Source organism: Collinsella aerofaciens (assembly GCF_039758815.1).
Classification (GTDB): Bacteria; Actinomycetota; Coriobacteriia; order Coriobacteriales; family Coriobacteriaceae; genus Collinsella; species Collinsella aerofaciens_BP.
Map to the genome: position 1 here is coordinate 60,449 of NZ_JBDMSK010000004.1, position 17,680 is coordinate 78,128.

Below are 17,680 nucleotides of genomic sequence, written 5' to 3' on the forward strand. Positions count from 1 at the left end.
GTGGCAGGGGCGCTATCCTAAGATGCTATGAATGAGATTTCCAACATACATGCGTTTGAAGACGAGGATTTTCTGCACGCTTGCTTCGTGTGGGGGATGGTCGTCGTCGGCGTGTTTGCCGTGTGCCTGGTGCCGGTGTTTATGCTGCTGGGCGGGCCTGCGGACTTGGACGCGGCTGAGGCGGGCGGCTGGATGGCTGTCGTGGGCTGGATAGTCGGCTTGGCTGCGGTCTCAATGGCGTCGTTTGCCGTGCACGAGCTGGTACATGCGGTGTTTTTTAAGCTGCTGGCTCCTGCGGGCGCGCGCGTGACCTTTGGGGCGAACCTCGAGACGGCGATGATCTATGCCTGCGCCGAGGGCGTTGTGTATTCGCGCCGGCGGTACATGGCGGTTTGCCTGGCGCCGACGGTTGTTGTGACGGCGGCGCTTGCCCTGGGGTTTGCGTTTTCGGGCTATCCGCTGCTGTGCTACCTGGCGGCCGGCTTGCATTTGTCGGGCTGTGTGGGCGACTGGTATTACGTGCGGACCATTTTGCGCGACCGCCGCATTGTCGCCTGCGAGGATACGTCCTTTGGCGTGCGCTTTTTCGGGTGAGGAGATGTCGATGAAGCCGTTGTTGCTGCATGCGTGCTGTGCGCCGTGCTCTCTTGAGCCGGTCCGCCTGCTGCGCGAGGAAGGGTTTGAGCCCACAATCTGCTGGACAAACCCCAATATTCAGCCGCACGATGAATGGCAGCGGCGTTTGGACGAGCTGCGCCGGTGGTGTGCCGATGGCGACATCGAGCTTATCGAGGCGGGGGAGGACCGGGAGCGCTGGGAGGCCGGCGTGGCCCCGCTGGGCGCCGATCGAGCCCGTCGCTGTCGCTCATGCTATGCCCTGCGTCTGGCCGAGGCGTGCCGTGTGGCCCAGGAGCGCGGGTTTGAGTTTGTGGGCACGACGCTCGCCGTCTCGCCGTACCAGTTGTTCGAAACCTGCAATGATGTGTTGGAGCGTCTGGCTACTGCCCGCGGTCTCACTCCGGTGATTCGCGATTTTCGCACGTATTACCCCGAGGCGACACGTCGTTCGCGCGAGCTGGGCATGTATCGGCAGAACTACTGCGGCTGCCGTTTCTCGGCCGTCGAGGCGGCCATGGACCGCGCCCGCATCCGCGACGAGCGCAAAGCCGCCAAAAAGTAGTTCACTTGGGACGTCAGCCTGCTAGGATGTAGAGCGGACTTTAGCTATATAAGGAGAATCCGACGTGTCTATGCGTACCGATGATTTTGACTATAACCTGCCCGAAGAGCTCATCGCCCAGGCGCCTGCCGAGCCGCGCGACTCCTGCCGCCTGCTGGTGGTTGATCGCAAAGGCTCCGAGACAGGAACGCCGTTAGGGCATGGCGGCACCGTCGAGCACCGCATCTTCCGTGACATCATCGACTATATCGAGCCGGGCGACGTGCTCGTCATCAACCAGACGCGCGTGATGCCGGCCCGTCTTATCGGTCGCAAGACGGGCTCGGGCGGCGTGGTCGAGACGTTGTTGCTCAAGCGCCGCGAGGATGTTGACCCGCTGGGCCATGTTTGGGAGTGCTTGGTCAAGCCGGGTAAGCGCCTGAAGCCCGGTGCTCAGATTGAGTATCGCGCCGGTGGCGCTCATGCGCCCGAGGGGGCTCCCGTGGTGCTGACGGCCGAGGTCGTCGACTTTGTCACCGATAGTCGCGGCGGCCGCCTGGTGCGTTTTGAGCCGGCCGGTTGCAATGCCGCCGGCGAGCCGCGCACGCTTGACGAGGCCATCCATGCTGCCGGTCACGTGCCGCTGCCGCCCTACATTACCGATTACGAGGGCGATCCCGAGAAATATCAGACCGTGTACGCCATGAAGGAGGAGCACTCGGCTGCCGCTCCCACGGCGGGCCTGCATTTTACTCCTGAGCTCATGGCCGCTATCGAGGCCAAGGGTGCCAAGTTTGCCGCCGTCGAGCTCGAGGTGGGCATCGATACCTTCCGCTTGGTGGAGGAGGACGACCCCACGCAGCACGTCATGCACACCGAGCGCTACCACGTGTCGCAGGAGGTTGTCGACGCCGTGCATAAGGCCAAGGCCGAGGGTCATCGTGTGATCGCCGTCGGCACTACCGCGGTGCGCTCGCTCGAGAGCGCGTTTGACACGGACGCGCCGGTGTCCGATCCGGCCGTGACGGCGCGCTATTTTGAAGGCCGCGAGGATGGGGCCGATACGCTTGGCCGCGGTGACATCGTGGTGCGCGAGAACGCCACGACGCAGCTTTACCTCATGCCCGGCTCGACCTATCACGTGGTCGATGCGCTGATCACGAACTTCCACGTGCCGCGCTCCACGCTCATGATGCTCGTGAGCGCGCTTGCCACCCGCGACCAGATCATGGATGCCTACGCCGCTGCCATCGAAGAACGTTATCGCTTCTTCAGCTTTGGCGACGCGATGCTCATTTTGTAGTTACGCGGTTCTACGAACCGCGTAACTGCTCGATGCTGCGCGGGCCGCATTTGGACAATCTGACGTTCAACTTCAAGGACGCGACCAGAAGGTCAGCGCCCTTTCGTTTCACGTCACCTTGTCTCAAATGCGACCCGCTCGCTGACTCTGCCATAACATCGGCATTTCTTTGGTTGTCGATGTAGTCATTGGGGACGTTCTTGTTCGACTGGTCGTTTAAGAACGTCCCCAATGACTACCTTGCATCAATCTAATAAGTTGCGGTGAGATAGTTCTTGAACTGGCCTTTTTTGAGGCTAAACAGGAACTATCTCACCGCAACTGCGTTGAGCGTTTTTTGGCAGCCGGTTTACTTGCTTGCGAACAGCCAGACTAGGATGATCACTAGGATTGCGGCGACGATGCAGACGATGGCGCCGGTGAATTTGATGCGTGAGTCGCGGGTACGCTCGCGCACCGCGTCCTCGGTGGCCTCGAGCTGGGCGACTTCTCGCTCGGTCTCGGCGTGTTCGGCTTTGTCTCGGGCCAAGGACCCTGCAAGCGACTCAGTGATCTTTGGGTGGTCGTGTACCTCGGTCGCCTGTTCGATAATCGACTGCGCATGCGCGGCATCTGCTTGGGCGTTGGCGATGCTCTGCTCTTGGTCGCGGCGTGCCTTGTCCTCGGCAGCGATCTTCTCGTGCAGTTCGCGCTGACGCGTCGCGGCGGCAGTCTTCGCCGTCTGCAGCTCGTCGCGCGCGGCATCAGCCTCAGTCGTCACGGCTTGGTGCGCGCGTTTGGCTTCGGCAATGGGGGCTTGAGCCTGCTCGACGGCCTGCTCGGCTGCGGCAAGCGAGTGCTCAAGGTCGGCGGTGATGCGCGGGACATCTTCTTCGGCTTTACGCAGGGCATCTGCCGTGTCGGAGATCTGCATCGAGAGCTCGCTGGTGCGCACCGTATAGTTGGCGGGATTTGCCGAGGGATTGCGTTGCAGCTCGGCATACTCATGACGCAGCGTCTCGAGCTGGGCGCGCGTGGCGTCGACGGTTTGTTGTGCGGCGGCAATGCCGGCGTCTCGCTCGGCCTTCACCTTGTCGCGGATGCGCTTGGAATCCTCAAGACGTCGAATGAGGCGGTTGCCGGTCTCGCGCGAGCTCGCCTCGCGGGCCTCCACGGCATCGAGCGCGGCTTTCAGCCGGAGCTCAGTCGCGTCATCCTCTGTCTTCATTTGTTCGAACTGACTCTTGAGCTCTGTCGCTTTGGCGGCGTGGGCATCACGGTCAATCTCGGCGGCCGCTGCAGTCTTTTGGGCCGTGGCAATCGCCTGGCGCTGGTCGGCGACGATCTGGTCGTAGCGGCCTGCGATATCCTGGCGCGTCTCGAGTTCCTCGGCCTGATCGGCAATGCGCTGCTCAAGTTCGGTCAGATGGGCGCGGGCATCGGCAAGTGCCTTTTTCGCGGCGTTCATCTCGCGCATGGCCGAGGCACCCTGGGCGATAAAGGTGCCCACGGCGTTCGCGGTGTTCGAGACAGCGGTCCCCAGATCGCGACTCGCGGCGGGGGAGTGGGGGACGGTCGGGCGAGTGGTGTCGGCAGCGTCCGCATCGGCAGTCTGCGGCGCGGCGATATTGCCGGTACCGCCCTCGACCACAGAAAAGCCTGCTGCGTGCGGATCGACCGCATCGGCGCCAATCGTGGGGTGCTCGAGCTGCAGAAATGAGGGCATGGTGCTGCCCTGGTCGGCAACCGGAGTCTCGCCGGGCACAAAGGTCGAGGCCGCCTCGGCGGCCTCCTCTTCCTCGGCATCAATATCGGCATCGGCGACGGCGTCTTTCATCGCTTTGACAGCATCCATCATGGAGTCCATGACGGCATCGAGCTCTTCTTCCGAAGAGACCTCGATGGGGCCCGCTGCTTGCGGGACGTCGTCCTGTACAGGGGCGTCGTCCTGAGCGGGCGCATCGTCGTTTTGCTCATCGGCGTTTTCTGTTTCGGGGGTTTCCGCCGTAGCGCTTTCGTCCAAGATGGGGTCGTCGATGTCGATACCATCGCAGGTCACAGCGTCAGTATCTGCGGTGACGTCTGCGGGATCATCAATATGCTGTTGAGTCTGGGGGTCCAGCTCGTCTGTCATAGGCATGTGCTCCTCATCGTTGTTTGTCACCCTATGATAAAGTCTCGCGCCGACATCCCGCGCGCCGCAGCAAAGTTTCAAAACGTGTTCGATGGCTCGTCGCGTTAACAAAAACTCGGCCGTTCTATTCAATTTTTACTTGACAATCCCTTCGCCGAACGACGTGGTGCCGTTCGCCTACCGCGGTCTTTTATTTTCGCTTGAACACGCTAAAGTTGCATCTCAGCTTTTGGCGCGTGAAGTTGGATACGCGCAGTCGGCGGGCGTGCCCGTCGCGATTTGAAAGGACTTTGTATGGGACTTTTCACTGGTAAGACCGTGATCGTCACCGGCGGCGGCAAGGCCACGCTTAAGGACGGTTCCGCTGGCTCCATCGGCTACGGCATCGATATCGCATTTGCCAAGGAGGGCGCGAACCTCGTCATCACCGGCCGCAACGTCGCCAAGCTCGAGGCCGCCAAGGAGTCTCTCGAGGCCGAGTACGCTGTCAAGGTTCTGCCTGTTCAGGCCGATGTCTCGGCTGGTCAGGACAACGAAGCCGTCGTCCAGAACGTCATCGACAAGGCCATTGAGGAATTCGGCCGCATCGACGCCGTCGTCAACAATGCTCAGGCCAGCGCCTCGGGCGTGACCATCGCCGATCACACCATGGACCAGTTTAACCTGGCCATTTATTCCGGTCTGTATGCCACCTATCTGTATATGCAGAAGGCCTATCCGCACCTGAAGGAGACCAAGGGCTCCGTGGTCAACTTTGCCTCGGGCGCCGGCCTGTTTGGCAACTACGGCCAGTGCAGCTATGCCGCTGCCAAGGAGGGCATCCGCGGTCTGACTCGCGTTGCCGCCAACGAGTGGGGCAAGGACGGCATCAACGTCAACATCGTGTGCCAGCTTGCTTGGACCGCTGCGCTCGAGAACTTCCAGGATGCTTATCCCGAGGCGTTCAAGGCCAACGTCCACATGCCGCCGGCTGGTCACTACGGCGACGTCGAGAAGGAAATCGGACGCGTGGTCGTTCAGCTCTGCGGTCCCGACTTTAAGTACATGAACGGCGAGACCGTCATCCTCGAGGGCGGTATGGGCCAGCGGCCTTAGGGGTTACGTCTCAGGTTCCGCCGTTCTAACGAACGGCGGACCAGCCGACGCTGCGCGGGCCGCATTTGGACAATCTGACGTTCAACTTCAAGGGCGCGACCAGAAGGTCAGCGCCCTTTCGTTTCACATCACCTTGTCTCAAATGCGGCCCGCTCGCTGACTTATGCTCAACCTGCGGCGCCATTTTGCTTGAAGGCACCTTGCTCGATCTGGCGGGCTTTCGCTCATATGACCCAATCCGCTGTCAAGAGCCACAATGGCCCCGCCGACCGCTTGCAATCGGTCGGCGGGGCCTGCCGTTGAACCCGTCCCGGTCCGCCCCGGCATGTCGTCGACGCCCTCGGCTCAGTCTCATATCCGCGGATACCGTTCTGTCGGCCCGCACTCCATTCCTTCGGCGGGGTTCCCCAAGTCTGTCGAGGCGCATGCGGAGGGCTCCGCGCGCACAGCGAAATAGGGGGTATCCCCGAAGGCCGCCCGGCTCGCCGGGACGGGGGCCATGTCTATTCCGCGCCCTCCCGGCACATCATGCCGAGGGCCCAGAGCCACCTCACGAGCTCGGCCGCGGTGGCCGCGTTGGCCTTCGCCGCGGGCATGCCGCGGGCGAGCATCTCCTCGCGCCGCCGCAGGAGCCGCTCGGACCCCTTCCTCCCGTGCATCCTTATCTCGAGGGGCACGCCCGTGTCCCTCGGCATGAGCTTCGGCTGGTGCCGTGCCGCGGCGTAGCACCATGAGCCCTCAACGGCCAGCTTCCTCACGAGCGCGTTGCCCGCACCGCTGATGCCTCCGAGCCGCACGGAGTCGCCACTCGACCTCTGACTCGGCGCGAGGCCGAAATAGGCCGTGACCCGCCTTCCGGAACGGAACCTCGTGAAGTCGCCGACCTCGGCCGAGAAGGCCGCGGCCAGCGCGAAGGCGCAGCCCTTGATCGACTGGAGGGCGGCCACCTCCGCGGCGATCGGGCTGGCATCCACGGCGGCCCTGTACTCGGAGAGCAGGTCCGCCCGGGCCTCCGCCGCGGCCTCGACCTCGTTCCTCAGGGCGGCGAGCGCCCGAACCCCGCCATCGTCCTCAGGCCTGGCCTTGTCGAGCCACCTCAGGAAGTCGTAGGTCCAGTACTTCCTCGGGTTGCCGGCGGGCGTGGTGCCGCCGTAGACGAACCCCCGCCTTGCGAGGAAGGCGAGCAGCCGCTGCTTGGCGGTCGCCAGGCGCGCGGTCGCCCCGTCGTAGGCGCCGGCGAGGTCCCTGATGCCCTCGACCTCGGGGGAGGGGACCCATACGGGGGAGATGTCGTGGGCGAGTATCGCCTTGGCCATCCTGGCGGCGTCGTTCCTGTCGTTCTTGGAGGCCGAGTCGGCGGCCGACCTGGGGATCTTCGAGACCGCGGCGACGACGCACTCGACGCCGAGCCCGGCGAGCTCCCTTTGCGGGGCGAAGCCGAGGTAGCCGCTCTCGTAGGCCGCGAGCGACGGCCCGGGGAACCCATCCATCCACCCGGCGATCTCGCCCCAGGGGTTGCCGGGGAACCTCCTCGTCACGGCCTCGCCGGTGTCCGCGTCGAGGGCGCAGACGGTGGTCGACCTCAGGTGGACGTCCATCCCGAACGCGGTAGAATACTTTGGCATGGGAGCCTCCCAACCTCGTTGCGGCGCGGCTGCGCCTATGGCACTTCAACATCATTGTCGCAGCCCCGACCCGCGGTCACGAGCGGGGGCTCCTGTCTTTTTAGCGCCCTCGGATTGGGTCATAGTGTCTGTCGGAAATGATCCGTTGGGGACGGAGGAAAACGGATTATTTTTATCCTGGTGCATTGGTGCAGGGGGCAGGTTTCCTTTGCACCAGTTTCTGTCGAGTCGGTGCTTCTTGCGGGTTGCCCGTATAATGGTTTGCGTATGAACCGCAACCAAGGAGTTCCAGTTTATGGACCAGAGCCTTTTTAAATTCGACATGATCGCCGAGGACCCGACCACGCATGCGCGCGCCGGCGTGCTGCACACCCCGCACGGCGACATCGAGACGCCGATCTTTATGCCCGTGGGCACCAAGGCAAACGTCAAGGGCATTCCTACCGAGACCGTCAAACAGCTCGGCGCCCAGATCGTGCTTGCCAATACCTATCACCTGTCCATGCGTCCCGGCGAGGACACCATCGCCGAGCTGGGCGGCCTGCACAAGTTTATGAACTGGCACGGCCCCATCCTCACCGATTCGGGCGGCTTCCAGGTGTTCAGCCACAACGATGCCGTCAAGCTCACCGACGAGGGCGTGCGCTTTATCGTCAACGACTATGACGGCCGTCATGTGTTCTGGACGCCCGAGGACAACATGGAAATCGCCATGAAACTCGGCTCCGACATCTGCATGCAGCTGGACCAGTGCCCGGGCTATCCCGCCACGCGCGCCTACGTTGAGCGCGCCGTTGAGCTGTCGAGTATGTGGGCCGAGCGCTGCTATAAGGCGCATACCCGCGACGACCAGGCGCTCTTTGGCATTGTTCAGGGCGGCATGCACCTAGATCTGCGCCTGCGCTCGCTGCGCCATTTGGAGGAGTGCGGCGACTTCCCCGGTTACGGCATCGGCGGCTACTCGGTGGGCGAGGACCACGAGACCATGTTCGAGACCCTGGCACCGCTCGTAAGCGAGTACATGCCCAAGCACAAGCCGCGCTACCTGATGGGCGTCGGCAACCCCACCACCCTCGTGCGCGGTGTGGGCGTGGGCATCGACATGTTCGACTGCGTGCTGCCGACGCGCACCGGCCGCATGGGCACAGCGTTCTCGAGCGAGGGTCGCCTCAACTTCCGCAACGCGCGTTTTGCGCACGACGACGGCCCCATCGATCCCACCTGCACCTGCCCGGTGTGCACGGGCGGCTACAGCCGCGCGCTCATTCGCCACATGGTCACGCAGAAGGAGATGCTCGGCGGCATTCTGCTGTCGATGCACAACATCTACTACCTGCTCAACCTTATGCAGCGTGCCCGCCAGGCCATTATCGAGGGCCGTTACGGTGCATTCGTGAGCGACTGGATGAACAGTCCTGCTGCGGTGGATTACTAAGGGCGACAGGCACGCTTGCAGAGCGTGGGCAACGGCAAAGGTTGAGCGGCAGCTGCTCGTCACATTCGCTGACGCCGGCTGCGCGACCGCTGACCGATGCCTTGCAAGCGCTTGATGCAACGTGGGTACCATACCGAATAGTTGATGTTCGGGCGGGTGTTTGGCGCATGGCGTCGACCCCGCCCGCTTTTCTTTTTCTCGATAGGAGTACCCATGATTAAGAATGAGAACGTCGAGGGCGAGCCGGCCTACGACGAGACGTACCGACGCGGTCCCGTGGTCATGCGCGGTCCCATGATTCCTAAGGACAACACCTACGCCAACCTGCTGGCGCCCGAGGAGTCGACCGACTGGTTGCATGCCGATCCGTGGCGCGTGCTGCGCATTCAGGCCGAGTTTGTCGATGGCTTCGGCGCGCTTGCCGAGCTTGGTCCTGCGGTGACCATCTTCGGTAGCGCCCGCACGCCCAAGACCGATCCGCTTTACAAGGCGGCGCGCACCGTCGGGCGCAAAATCGCCCAGCGCGGCGTGGCGGTTATCACCGGCGGCGGTCCCGGCATCATGGAGGCGGCCAACAGGGGAGCGGCGAGTGTCAACGGCAAGTCAGTTGGCCTGGGCATTGAATTGCCGCACGAGCAGGGGCTCAATAAATACGTGAACCTCGGCATGGACTTCCGTTACTTCTTTGTGCGCAAGACCATGTTCGTCAAATACAGCTCGGGTGCCATCGTGTTTCCCGGAGGTTTTGGTACGCTCGACGAAATGTTTGAGGTGCTCACGCTGGTGCAGACACACAAGGTCAAGCGCATGCCGCTCGTTTTGGTGGGAACCGAGTACTGGCAGGGCCTGTTCGACTGGCTCAACGGCCCGGTGATGGACGCCGGTATGATCAGCCCGCTCGATCCCGAGCTCGTGCATATCACCGACGACCTCAACGAAGCCGTCGACATCGCCCTGAGCGGGCTGATGTAGGGCGCTGTGACTGTTGTTATAGTAATGTGAACGGCATACTGATGCTATTTAACATCAGTATGCCATCAAAACGGGGTATACTGATGCAAAAGACGAGGCGAGGAGGTCGCGTATGTCTACTGCAACGGTTAAGCCTACGACGGTTCGCATCGAAGAGGGGCTCAAGGAACAGGCGACTGAGTTCTTGGATTCGGTCGGCCTCAGCCTCAATTCCTATCTCAATCTTGCCGTTCGGCAGCTTGTAAATCAGCGAAAGATTCCTTTTGAGATTGTAGGAAGGGCGGAGGTGCCCAACGAGGCGACGAGGCGTGCCATGGTGATCGCCGAGGCTCATGAGTTGGGGATTTTGCCGGACGATAGCCCGTCATTCAACAACGCTGATGAGCTTATGTCATTCCTCGATGAGGAATAGCGATGTTCGAGATTAAAGTCGAGGCTCAATTTAGGGCGGACTACAAACGAACGATGCGCATGCATCCGCAGCTAAAGAGTGAGTTTAAGGCGGCAGTCGCAGAGCTTGCAGCTCACGGCTCGCTTCCCGCGGAATATGGCGCCCATGAGCTTTCAAACCCGGGCGGAAACTACAACGGCCACATCGATTTCCACCTATCCGATGGCTTGGTCGACGTGGTCGTTCTCTACTTACCGCATAAGACTAATCCTGTGATCCGGCTGGTCAGAATGGGCTCGCATGAGGAGCTGTTCCAGGGCCCGCAGGGCTGATTGCCGATTTCTAAGTTGCGGTGGAATAGGGATTGGTTGACGGCTAATAAGTCAAAAACAGTCCCTATTTCACCGCAACTGCTGGGGGTACCCCGTTCGTCGCCGCGGCCTCCGGTTCCACTTTTCGCTGAATTTCGCTCAAAAGCTCGGCTGCGACTTCGCTGCTTTTGAAACGAATGCTGCAGTCTTCTTTCTTTGGGAAAGCCAGCAACGGAATAGCTCCGTACCAGACAGTTTCCTCGTCAATCACTGATGCGCACAGGCGTCCTTCGGCTTTGATGAGATAGTTGACGTTCATCTCGGCAAAAATCGCTTTCACGTCATCGCGTGGAGTTGAAGCAATAGAAATCTCAAGGGCAATTCCACGGGTAGCGGCATCCGCGAGTGCAGCGGCGAGCTTTTCAAGGCATGCGGCGGACGCGTAGGGTGCGGCAATAAAAATGCTTTTCGATGCGTTCTCGATGTCATTCACTAAAGCCTCCACGGCTCTTGCCGACCTAACGAGGATGTTTCGATCGTCCTGTCTGTTGTCGTTTGCCGCAAAGACTTCATACCCCAGCTTGGCGTAGGTCTTGAGCCTCTTTTGGTACATGCGCGCGAACATGGGTATCGACAGGTCAACATAGTCGAATATCTCAACCCGCTGTTTGCCCTCGTGGCTTCTGTGTAGCCTACCTGCCTGCTGCGTTATGCTGCCGTCCCAAGATATTGGAGTGGCAATGAGCAAAGTGTCAAGGTAAGACAGGTCGAAGCCCTCGCCCAGAAGACTTTCAGTTGCGACGATGATTCGATGATCATGCTCAAAGCTGGGAAGACTCTTCAGTATTGCTTTTCTTTCTTTGGCGTCGATTTCTCCGGTTAAGAGTATGGGTTCGTGTCCACGGCTTTGAAGTAGCCTGCATAGCTCTTCGGCATGCTTTTTTCTTTTAGATAGCACAAGCGGATGCCGGCCGTTTGATGCGGCCTCGAGGGCGTCCTCGATAATTGCTTCGTTTCTCGCGGCGTGTACACACAGGAGATCGAGAATTTGGTTAAAGGATGCTCCTGGTCCGTAGGTGGGTAATCGAATTCCGGTGAAACGCGGTCTAACAATGCGCTGAATCCCCTGTTGGATTGCTTGCGTTTTTGGATCGACGACATAGCGAACCGGGCCGCAGAGCATCGAGAGTGCCCGCGTGAGTCCGTCCGAACGCTCGGGCGTTGCGGAAAGGCCATATACATATTTGGCAGGAGCGGACTTGAGGACAAGCTCAAGCTGTGGCGCGGCCGCATGGTGGCATTCGTCACAGATGATGAGACTGTAATCGCGAACGAACTCCTTGGCTAATGACTCGCCGGTTTGGGGATCCTTGCCGGATAGCGACTGGAATGAAGCAATGTCGATGAGACGGCTTATGGCGGTCTTGCCTCCTCCGATTTGCCCAATGAGCGGAGGCTGTCTTTTGCTGATTCGTCCCTTTGGGGTTCGGACGGGCTCTCTGTTGTCCGTGATGTCGAGAAATCGTTCGAGTTGGGATTTCCATTGGGCAATGAGCGCAGTTTTAGGAACGATGACGAGCGTTGGAAGACCAATGGCAGCAATAAGATAAGCTCCGATGACGGTTTTGCCGAACCCCGTCGGTGCGGACATGATCCCGTCTTCATAGCTGAGCATCTGTTCAGCGACAATTTGCTGTTCAGGGCGAAGAGTCCCTTTAAATGCCATCGCAATTGGATGGCTCGACTTGCGTTTGTCTGAATAGTGGGCAGAAACGCCGGCTTCTTGAAGCAGCCGCTCAAGTTGAACCTTGCAGCCTCTGGGAATCGCGACGTAGCCATCTCTAAGTTCGCTGAGGTCTATGAACCGCGGTTTGCCGAATACCGATTGATGCATAGATTGTGCGCGGAAGAATTCTGTGTTGGCAAATGTTGCAAGCCTGCGGACTTCCATTTGAGCTGCGGGACTTAGAGATTTTTCGGGGATATAGAGCATATCGGTCTGCGTGACGGACAGCGATGACGGGAAGTCCCGCGGTGTGAGCGGAAGCCGCTTTCGCAGTCTCTGGGAATGTGGCACACCGGTGTTTGCCGCCGCAACAGCTGCTATTCCATGTGACCTATTTTCGATGCTCTCGATCAGATTTTGCACCGTCACGCGCGGGATTAACTGGATTTGCGAAAGGTAAAGCCATTGATCGGGAAAGGGCTCAAATTGCTCGTCAACAAATACGCTGTTCCCTTTTCGCTGCGCTTTTCCTTGAAAAGGCAGCGCTATGAGATTTCCAAAGCCGCCCTCAGGAATGGTGGACTGCGCGGGCAGCATTCGGTCAAATGCTTTGAAGGTGATTGTCTTGTTCAGTATCGCCGCTTCGGTGATAAGGCTGCTTCCAAAATCTCGTGCGGTCTTTGCGCTGACGAGCTCTAGGAAGAAAAACCAGACATGTGCGCCGTCGCCCGATCTCGATCGCTCAACTGCGACATCGATTCCGTGGCTTTTTGCGACATGTCGAATGGCTTTCGTCGCTTCTTTCCAATCGGCTCCGTCAAAATCGATGACCAGGACTTTCGTGTTACTGTCTTTATCGAGCACATATTGGCCTATAACGTCTCGAAGCCTATCGTCATTGCCTCTGAAATGGGCGATGATCGCGGCATCGCTCAACTCGGGGAAGACGCGGCTGCTGCATTCCGTGCATTTGACTCTCTGGTGGCTTGCTTTGGGGCAAATGCCTGACTTCCACTCATTTGCGCAGGCGGGCGTATAGCCAATTCCTCCGTCTTTTCTGCGGTACCCATGAGCGTAGACATCTTTGCGACCAGTAAAGAGATTGCGGAAGAGCTCGAGTTTGTCGCGCGCTGGGCTTGCGCTGGTGACGATATCTTCGATCTGCGCCCGTCTATCGAAAGAATCGCCAGCTTTCTCCCATTCTTCCAGCGTTGTATAACGGATGTCTGGACCGCTGCTGCAGATAACGATTTGCTTGCGCGGATCCGAAGCGTGGACGACCGTTTTATTGAATTTGAATAGGGCGCTCCCGAAAAGGGCGTATTGATGCGTGCCGTTGCTCATTTGAAAGCCATTCTTATCAGCGTTCATTGGGATGAGGGTACGTCATTTCAGCTTTATGAGATACGCGACTTCGATTTTGGTTCGGTAATAGTGGGGTACCGATCCGTGAGTGGCAATCAGCCGGTGCCAAAACGTGCGGCGGCTGTTGTTAAAGGTTTTTGACGGCTATGGGGCGGGTTGGCGGCGTGGGGAGGGGTTTTCGAATGACCCCGTGGTCAAATAACGTCAAATGTGAGTACTGCTGTTAATGTAGTCTCATAACATTTGGCAAGAATAGAATACCAATTCGACATTATTCTATATATCTAACCCACCAAACACGGCATTTTGAGCCTTGGCAAGGCGTGAAATTAATCGAAACGATCGATTCCGGCGAGATTTTGCTGCTACTAATTTGGTGGCAGTACTCATATTTGCCATTTTTGTCCAGTGGGTACCGCGAGGGGGTCTGTTCGACTGGCCCAACGGTCCGGTGATGAGCGCCGGTATGATCAGCCCGCTCGATCCGGATCTGGTACACATTACTGACGACCTCAACGAGGCCGTCGACATCGCCCTGAGCGGGCTGATGTAGAGTAGCTAAAATGGGACGGGGCTAAAAAGACTGGTCTGAAACGTTTGATACCAGTCTTTTTAGCCCCGTCCCAAACGAACTGCTTCTAAGTTGCGGTGGAATAGGGATTGATTGGCGGCTAATAAGCCAAAAACAGTCCCCATTTCACCATAACTGATGTGGGCGTCCCTAGCGAGTTGGCTGGTAGCGGGGGCAGTAGCTGATGGCGATGGCGTCGACGCCTACATGGGTGGCGATGGTGCAGCCGATGGGGCCGGTGCCGGCGTCTACGTAGTCCTGGCCTGCGAGTGCCTCGTCGACAAGCTCCTGCTCCTCGGCGGCACCGGTCGTGAGCACGCGCACGCTGGAGCCCGGATGCTCGGCCAAAAACGCGAGGCAGTCTGCCATGGTGTTGGCGACGATGCGCTTGGCGCCGCGGCCCTTCTTGATGGCCTTGATCTCGCCCGACTGCCACTCCGGCGAAACGGCCAGGCGAATATTGAGCATCTGCGTGAGCTGGCCGGCGAGCTTGGGCGCGCGGCCGTTCTTAACGAGGTTCTCGAGCGTGCGGGGAATCAGCAGCAGGTGCGCGTCGGGCAGGGTCGCGCGGATCTGTGCCTCGGTCTCGTCCAGGCTGCGGCCGTCCTCGCGCATGGCGAGCGCGTACTCCACCAGCAGGCCCTCGGCACCCGAGCCGGTGCGCGAATCGATGCAGCGCACGTCGAGCTCGTGGGTCTCGGCGACCAGGCATGCGTTGGAATAGCAGGCGGACCATTCGCTGCACAGCGAGATAAAGATCGCGCTGTCGTGGCCGTCAGCACGCACGCGGTCAAAGAGTGCCTTGAACTCGCCGGCACTCGGCTGCGAGGTGTGCGGCAGCTGCTCGGAGCCGGCCATGCGGGCGACGTACTCCTCGGCGGTGATCTGTACCTGGTCGAGCAGGTCCTCGCCCTCGATAATCACATGCAGTGGAATGACGTAAATGCCAAGCTCTTGAGCACGGGCGGGGGAGATGTCCGACGTGGAGTCGGTTATGATGGCAAAAGACATAATTGCACCTTTCATTGGGGCGCTTGCGCGCCGCCTTCTGAGAGCAAAGTGCGACAAGTATAGTGGAGTCGTTCCACATTTCTAGGTTCAATTGTTGAATAGTCAACAGTTTGAAGTGTCGGTGTGGAAATCATCAACTGGGGAAGAGGAATGCCGATGGAGGCGTTGGAGATATACAGGCGGCCGGTTGTGCTGTTCGATTTTGACGGCACGGTGGCCGATACGGGCCGGGCGGTGATGAGCTCGACGCGCAAGACGTTGGCCGCGCGCGGGTTTTCGGAGGCGCAGATGGGTGACCTGCGCCGCATGATCGGGCCGCCCCTGTGGAAGAGCTTTCACGACTTTTATGGCTTCTCCCGCGAGGAGTCGCTTGTGGTGGCCGACGAGTACCGCGCCTTTTTTGACGAGCTGGGACCGGAGGAGTATCCCGTGTTTGACGGGATCCCCGAGCTGCTGGATGGGTTGGTCGCCCAGGGCAAGCGCTTGGCCGTGGCGACGTCGCGCATGGAGGCAAAGTGTGTTGACATGGTGGGAGAGCTGGGACTTTCTCAGTTTGAGGCGGTGGTTGGCATGAATCCGCCGCAGGGGCGCGAGACCAAGGCCGATTCGGTCCGCGACGCGTTGGCGGCCTTGGGTGCGGCCGCGGGCGATGCCGTGATGATCGGCGATCGCTTTAACGACGTCGAGGGCGCGCACGCGATGAGCGTGCCGTGCATTGGTATCTATTCGGGCGCGGCGGCGCCGGGCGAGCACGAGGCGGCGGGTGCCGATGCAGTGGTGCACTCGGTGGCCGAGCTTGCTAAACTTTTCGCTATATAGGTATTTGATGTGAGGGGCGGGCACGCTCGCCGCTCATTGGTAAGGAGGTCGTCCATGAATCAGGTGGAGCAGAGCGTTGCCGAGTATGTCGACGAGGTCTGGGAGGATGTCGTCGCCGATATCGAGCAGCTGGTGAGTTATCCGTCCGTGGCAGTTTCTGCCGATGCGGAGCCCGGCGCGCCGTTTGGCCGCCCGGTCCGTGACGCGCTCGACTGTGCGCTCGGCATCGCGCAGAAGCTCGGCTATCAGACGAGCGACGACGAGGGCTATGTGGGAATCGCCGATATCCCGGGCCGCGGCGACAAACAGCTCGCGACTATCTGCCACGTGGACGTGGTTCCCGCCGGCCCTGGCTGGAACACCGACCCGTTCACCATGGAGCGCCGCGAGGGCTGGCTGCTCGGTCGCGGCGTGATTGACGACAAGGGCCCGGCGGTATTGTCACTCTACGCCGGCGCCTACTTGCTCAAGCACGGCATTGTTCCGCGCTACACCTTCCGCGCGCTGCTGGGCTGCGATGAGGAAGTGGGCATGTCCGACGTTCACCATTATCTGGAGAACTACCCCAACCCTGACTTTCTGTTTACGCCTGATGCCGAGTTCCCGGTCTGCAATGCCGAGAAGGGCCAGTTTGGGGCGACGTTCGTGAGTCCCAAGATCGACGGCGGGCGCATCGTGTCGTGGAGCGGCGCCGAGGCGAGCAATGCCATTCCGTCGCAGTCCATCTGCGAGCTCGCGATTGCCGCCGATGAGCTGCCGGCGCCGGTCGAGAATGCTGACCGCCTGGAGATCACGGCTCTCGACAATGGTCATGTGCAGATTTTCGCCCACGGTATTGGCGGTCACGCCTCGATGCCCGAGGGGACGATCAATGCCGTCGGCCTGATCGTGTCGTATCTGCGCGAGGCCGAGGACGCGTTTGGTGCACGCGACGAGCGCCTGCTGACGCCTGCCGAGCACGAGTTCGTCAAGTTCCTGGCCTTTGTGCACGCGGATGCCTATGGCCGCGGCCTAGGTATCGATGCGACGAGTCCGGCGTTTGGCCCGCTTACCTGCAACGCTGGCGTCATCCGCGTGGCGGATGGCCATATTGAGCAGGTCATCGACGTGCGCTTCCCCGACAGCACAAGTGCCGATACCATCCGCGAGCAGCTCGACCCGCTCGTGGGCCGTTTCGGCGTGACGTGCCAGCTGGGTCGCGCGAAGGTGCCGTTCTCGGTCTCTGCCGATGATCCGGCCGTGAAGGCGCTTATCGATACCTATAACGAGTTCACCGGCAAGCATGCCGAGCCTTTTGCCATGGGCGGTGGCACCTACGCGCGCAACTTTGCGCGCGCCGTGTCGTTTGGCCCCGAAGAGACCGGCCTTGAGCTGCCCGCGTGGGGCGGCCAGATGCACGGCCCCAACGAGTGCGCCAACGAGGAACAGCTCAAGCAGGCGCTTAAAATCTACATCGTGGCCATCCTGCGCCTCAACGAACTCGAACTTTAAGGTTTCGCGGTTTCCCAATCTAAGTTGCGGTGGAATAGTTCCTAGAATGGGCCATTTGATGGCCAAGCAGGAACTATTTCACCGCAACTTTGTTTTTATTGGTGTAAAAGGCGGGTCATGCTTGGTGGCGGGTTTGTTATCCGTTTGTAAAGGCTGGGCCGGGCTTGCGGTAAGGGTCTATCAAATGCCCGTAAGAAACCGCAGATAACGCGGTTGTCGCCTGATCGGGGTCGTATCTTTCCGAACAGCAAAGCGGGCAGGGTGCTCGCGAGTCGCATGTATGAAAGGAAGAT

General features: G+C 60.1%; 14 protein-coding genes. 10 read left to right on the plus strand and 4 right to left on the minus strand.

The window, feature by feature from the left end; translation table 11 throughout:
- Window positions 1-27: 27 nt before the first annotated feature.
- From ABHT90_RS03905 to queA, 3 genes are all read left to right on the plus strand, one after another.
- Window positions 28-594, plus strand: a complete 567-nt coding sequence (locus tag ABHT90_RS03905) for a DUF3267 domain-containing protein (protein WP_346981687.1) — start codon at window positions 28-30, stop codon at window positions 592-594.
- A 10-nt stretch (window positions 595-604) separates the two neighbouring features.
- Window positions 605-1,180, plus strand: coding sequence for an epoxyqueuosine reductase QueH (locus ABHT90_RS03910; RefSeq protein WP_346981688.1), 576 nt, complete (start codon window positions 605-607; stop codon window positions 1,178-1,180).
- Between the two features lie 70 nt (window positions 1,181-1,250).
- Window positions 1,251-2,462, plus strand: coding sequence for a tRNA preQ1(34) S-adenosylmethionine ribosyltransferase-isomerase QueA (gene queA / locus ABHT90_RS03915; protein WP_346981712.1), 1,212 nt, complete (start codon window positions 1,251-1,253; stop codon window positions 2,460-2,462).
- Between the two features lie 349 nt (window positions 2,463-2,811).
- On the opposite strand, the gene ABHT90_RS03920 is transcribed toward queA, so the two are convergent.
- Complete coding sequence (locus ABHT90_RS03920) at window positions 2,812-4,575, minus strand: coiled-coil domain-containing protein (RefSeq protein ID WP_346981689.1); 1,764 nt, start codon at window positions 4,573-4,575, stop codon at window positions 2,812-2,814.
- A gap of 294 nt (window positions 4,576-4,869) precedes the next feature.
- Here ABHT90_RS03920 and ABHT90_RS03925 point away from each other — a divergent pair, with 294 nt between their 5' ends.
- Complete coding sequence (locus ABHT90_RS03925) at window positions 4,870-5,670, plus strand: SDR family NAD(P)-dependent oxidoreductase (protein WP_346981690.1); 801 nt, start codon at window positions 4,870-4,872, stop codon at window positions 5,668-5,670.
- A 503-nt stretch (window positions 5,671-6,173) separates the two neighbouring features.
- Here the strand turns inward: ABHT90_RS03925 and ABHT90_RS03930 are convergent.
- Window positions 6,174-7,295 carry an IS110 family RNA-guided transposase gene (locus ABHT90_RS03930; protein ID WP_346981691.1) on the minus strand — a complete coding sequence of 374 codons (1,122 nt, stop codon included), beginning with the start codon at window positions 7,293-7,295 and terminating at the stop codon, window positions 6,174-6,176.
- A gap of 295 nt (window positions 7,296-7,590) precedes the next feature.
- On the opposite strand from ABHT90_RS03930, the gene tgt reads away from it, so the two are divergent.
- From tgt to ABHT90_RS03950, 4 genes are all read left to right on the plus strand, one after another.
- Window positions 7,591-8,730: a tRNA guanosine(34) transglycosylase Tgt gene (gene tgt, locus ABHT90_RS03935; RefSeq protein ID WP_346981692.1), complete on the plus strand. Its 1,140-nt coding sequence runs from the start codon at window positions 7,591-7,593 to the stop codon at window positions 8,728-8,730.
- Window positions 8,731-8,943: 213 nt separating this feature from the next.
- The gene (locus tag ABHT90_RS03940) at window positions 8,944-9,702 is read left to right on the plus strand and encodes an LOG family protein (protein WP_022093814.1); all 759 of its coding nucleotides are present in this window, start codon (window positions 8,944-8,946) and stop codon (window positions 9,700-9,702) included.
- 112 nt (window positions 9,703-9,814) lie between these two features.
- Window positions 9,815-10,114 (plus strand): type II toxin-antitoxin system RelB/DinJ family antitoxin, encoded by a 300-nt coding sequence (locus ABHT90_RS03945; RefSeq protein ID WP_022093815.1) that lies wholly within the window; start codon window positions 9,815-9,817, stop codon window positions 10,112-10,114.
- Window positions 10,115-10,116: 2 nt separating this feature from the next.
- Window positions 10,117-10,425, plus strand: a complete 309-nt coding sequence (locus tag ABHT90_RS03950) for a type II toxin-antitoxin system RelE/ParE family toxin (protein ID WP_195502729.1) — start codon at window positions 10,117-10,119, stop codon at window positions 10,423-10,425.
- 64 nt (window positions 10,426-10,489) lie between these two features.
- On the opposite strand, the gene ABHT90_RS03955 is transcribed toward ABHT90_RS03950, so the two are convergent.
- Together ABHT90_RS03955 and ABHT90_RS03960 are read right to left on the minus strand one after the other, a co-directional pair.
- Window positions 10,490-13,474 (minus strand): TOTE conflict system archaeo-eukaryotic primase domain-containing protein, encoded by a 2,985-nt coding sequence (locus ABHT90_RS03955; protein WP_346981693.1) that lies wholly within the window; start codon window positions 13,472-13,474, stop codon window positions 10,490-10,492.
- Between the two features lie 742 nt (window positions 13,475-14,216).
- Window positions 14,217-15,077 (minus strand): DegV family protein, encoded by an 861-nt coding sequence (locus tag ABHT90_RS03960; RefSeq protein WP_022094987.1) that lies wholly within the window; start codon window positions 15,075-15,077, stop codon window positions 14,217-14,219.
- Between the two features lie 156 nt (window positions 15,078-15,233).
- Here ABHT90_RS03960 and ABHT90_RS03965 point away from each other — a divergent pair, with 156 nt between their 5' ends.
- Entirely contained in the window at window positions 15,234-15,896 is a 663-nt protein-coding gene (locus ABHT90_RS03965) for an HAD hydrolase-like protein (RefSeq protein WP_346981694.1), read from the plus strand.
- A 54-nt stretch (window positions 15,897-15,950) separates the two neighbouring features.
- Window positions 15,951-17,387, plus strand: a complete 1,437-nt coding sequence (locus ABHT90_RS03970; protein WP_346981695.1) for a M20 family metallopeptidase — start codon at window positions 15,951-15,953, stop codon at window positions 17,385-17,387.
- Window positions 17,388-17,680 lie beyond the last annotated feature (293 nt).

Coding starts and splice junctions, on each gene's coding strand:
- ABHT90_RS03970 (WP_346981695.1), top strand. CDS start 15,951: ATGAATCAGGTGGAGCAGAGCGTTGCCGAGTATGTCGACGAGGTCTGG.
- ABHT90_RS03960 (WP_022094987.1), bottom strand. CDS start 15,077: ATGTCTTTTGCCATCATAACCGACTCCACGTCGGACATCTCCCCCGCC.
- ABHT90_RS03910 (WP_346981688.1), top strand. CDS start 605: ATGAAGCCGTTGTTGCTGCATGCGTGCTGTGCGCCGTGCTCTCTTGAG.
- ABHT90_RS03955 (WP_346981693.1), bottom strand. CDS start 13,474: ATGAGCAACGGCACGCATCAATACGCCCTTTTCGGGAGCGCCCTATTC.
- ABHT90_RS03950 (WP_195502729.1), top strand. CDS start 10,117: ATGTTCGAGATTAAAGTCGAGGCTCAATTTAGGGCGGACTACAAACGA.
- ABHT90_RS03930 (WP_346981691.1), bottom strand. CDS start 7,295: ATGCCAAAGTATTCTACCGCGTTCGGGATGGACGTCCACCTGAGGTCG.
- queA (WP_346981712.1), top strand. CDS start 1,251: ATGCGTACCGATGATTTTGACTATAACCTGCCCGAAGAGCTCATCGCC.
- ABHT90_RS03925 (WP_346981690.1), top strand. CDS start 4,870: ATGGGACTTTTCACTGGTAAGACCGTGATCGTCACCGGCGGCGGCAAG.
- ABHT90_RS03965 (WP_346981694.1), top strand. CDS start 15,234: ATGGAGGCGTTGGAGATATACAGGCGGCCGGTTGTGCTGTTCGATTTT.
- ABHT90_RS03945 (WP_022093815.1), top strand. CDS start 9,815: ATGTCTACTGCAACGGTTAAGCCTACGACGGTTCGCATCGAAGAGGGG.
- ABHT90_RS03920 (WP_346981689.1), bottom strand. CDS start 4,575: ATGACAGACGAGCTGGACCCCCAGACTCAACAGCATATTGATGATCCC.
- ABHT90_RS03905 (WP_346981687.1), top strand. CDS start 28: ATGAATGAGATTTCCAACATACATGCGTTTGAAGACGAGGATTTTCTG.
- ABHT90_RS03940 (WP_022093814.1), top strand. CDS start 8,944: ATGATTAAGAATGAGAACGTCGAGGGCGAGCCGGCCTACGACGAGACG.
- tgt (WP_346981692.1), top strand. CDS start 7,591: ATGGACCAGAGCCTTTTTAAATTCGACATGATCGCCGAGGACCCGACC.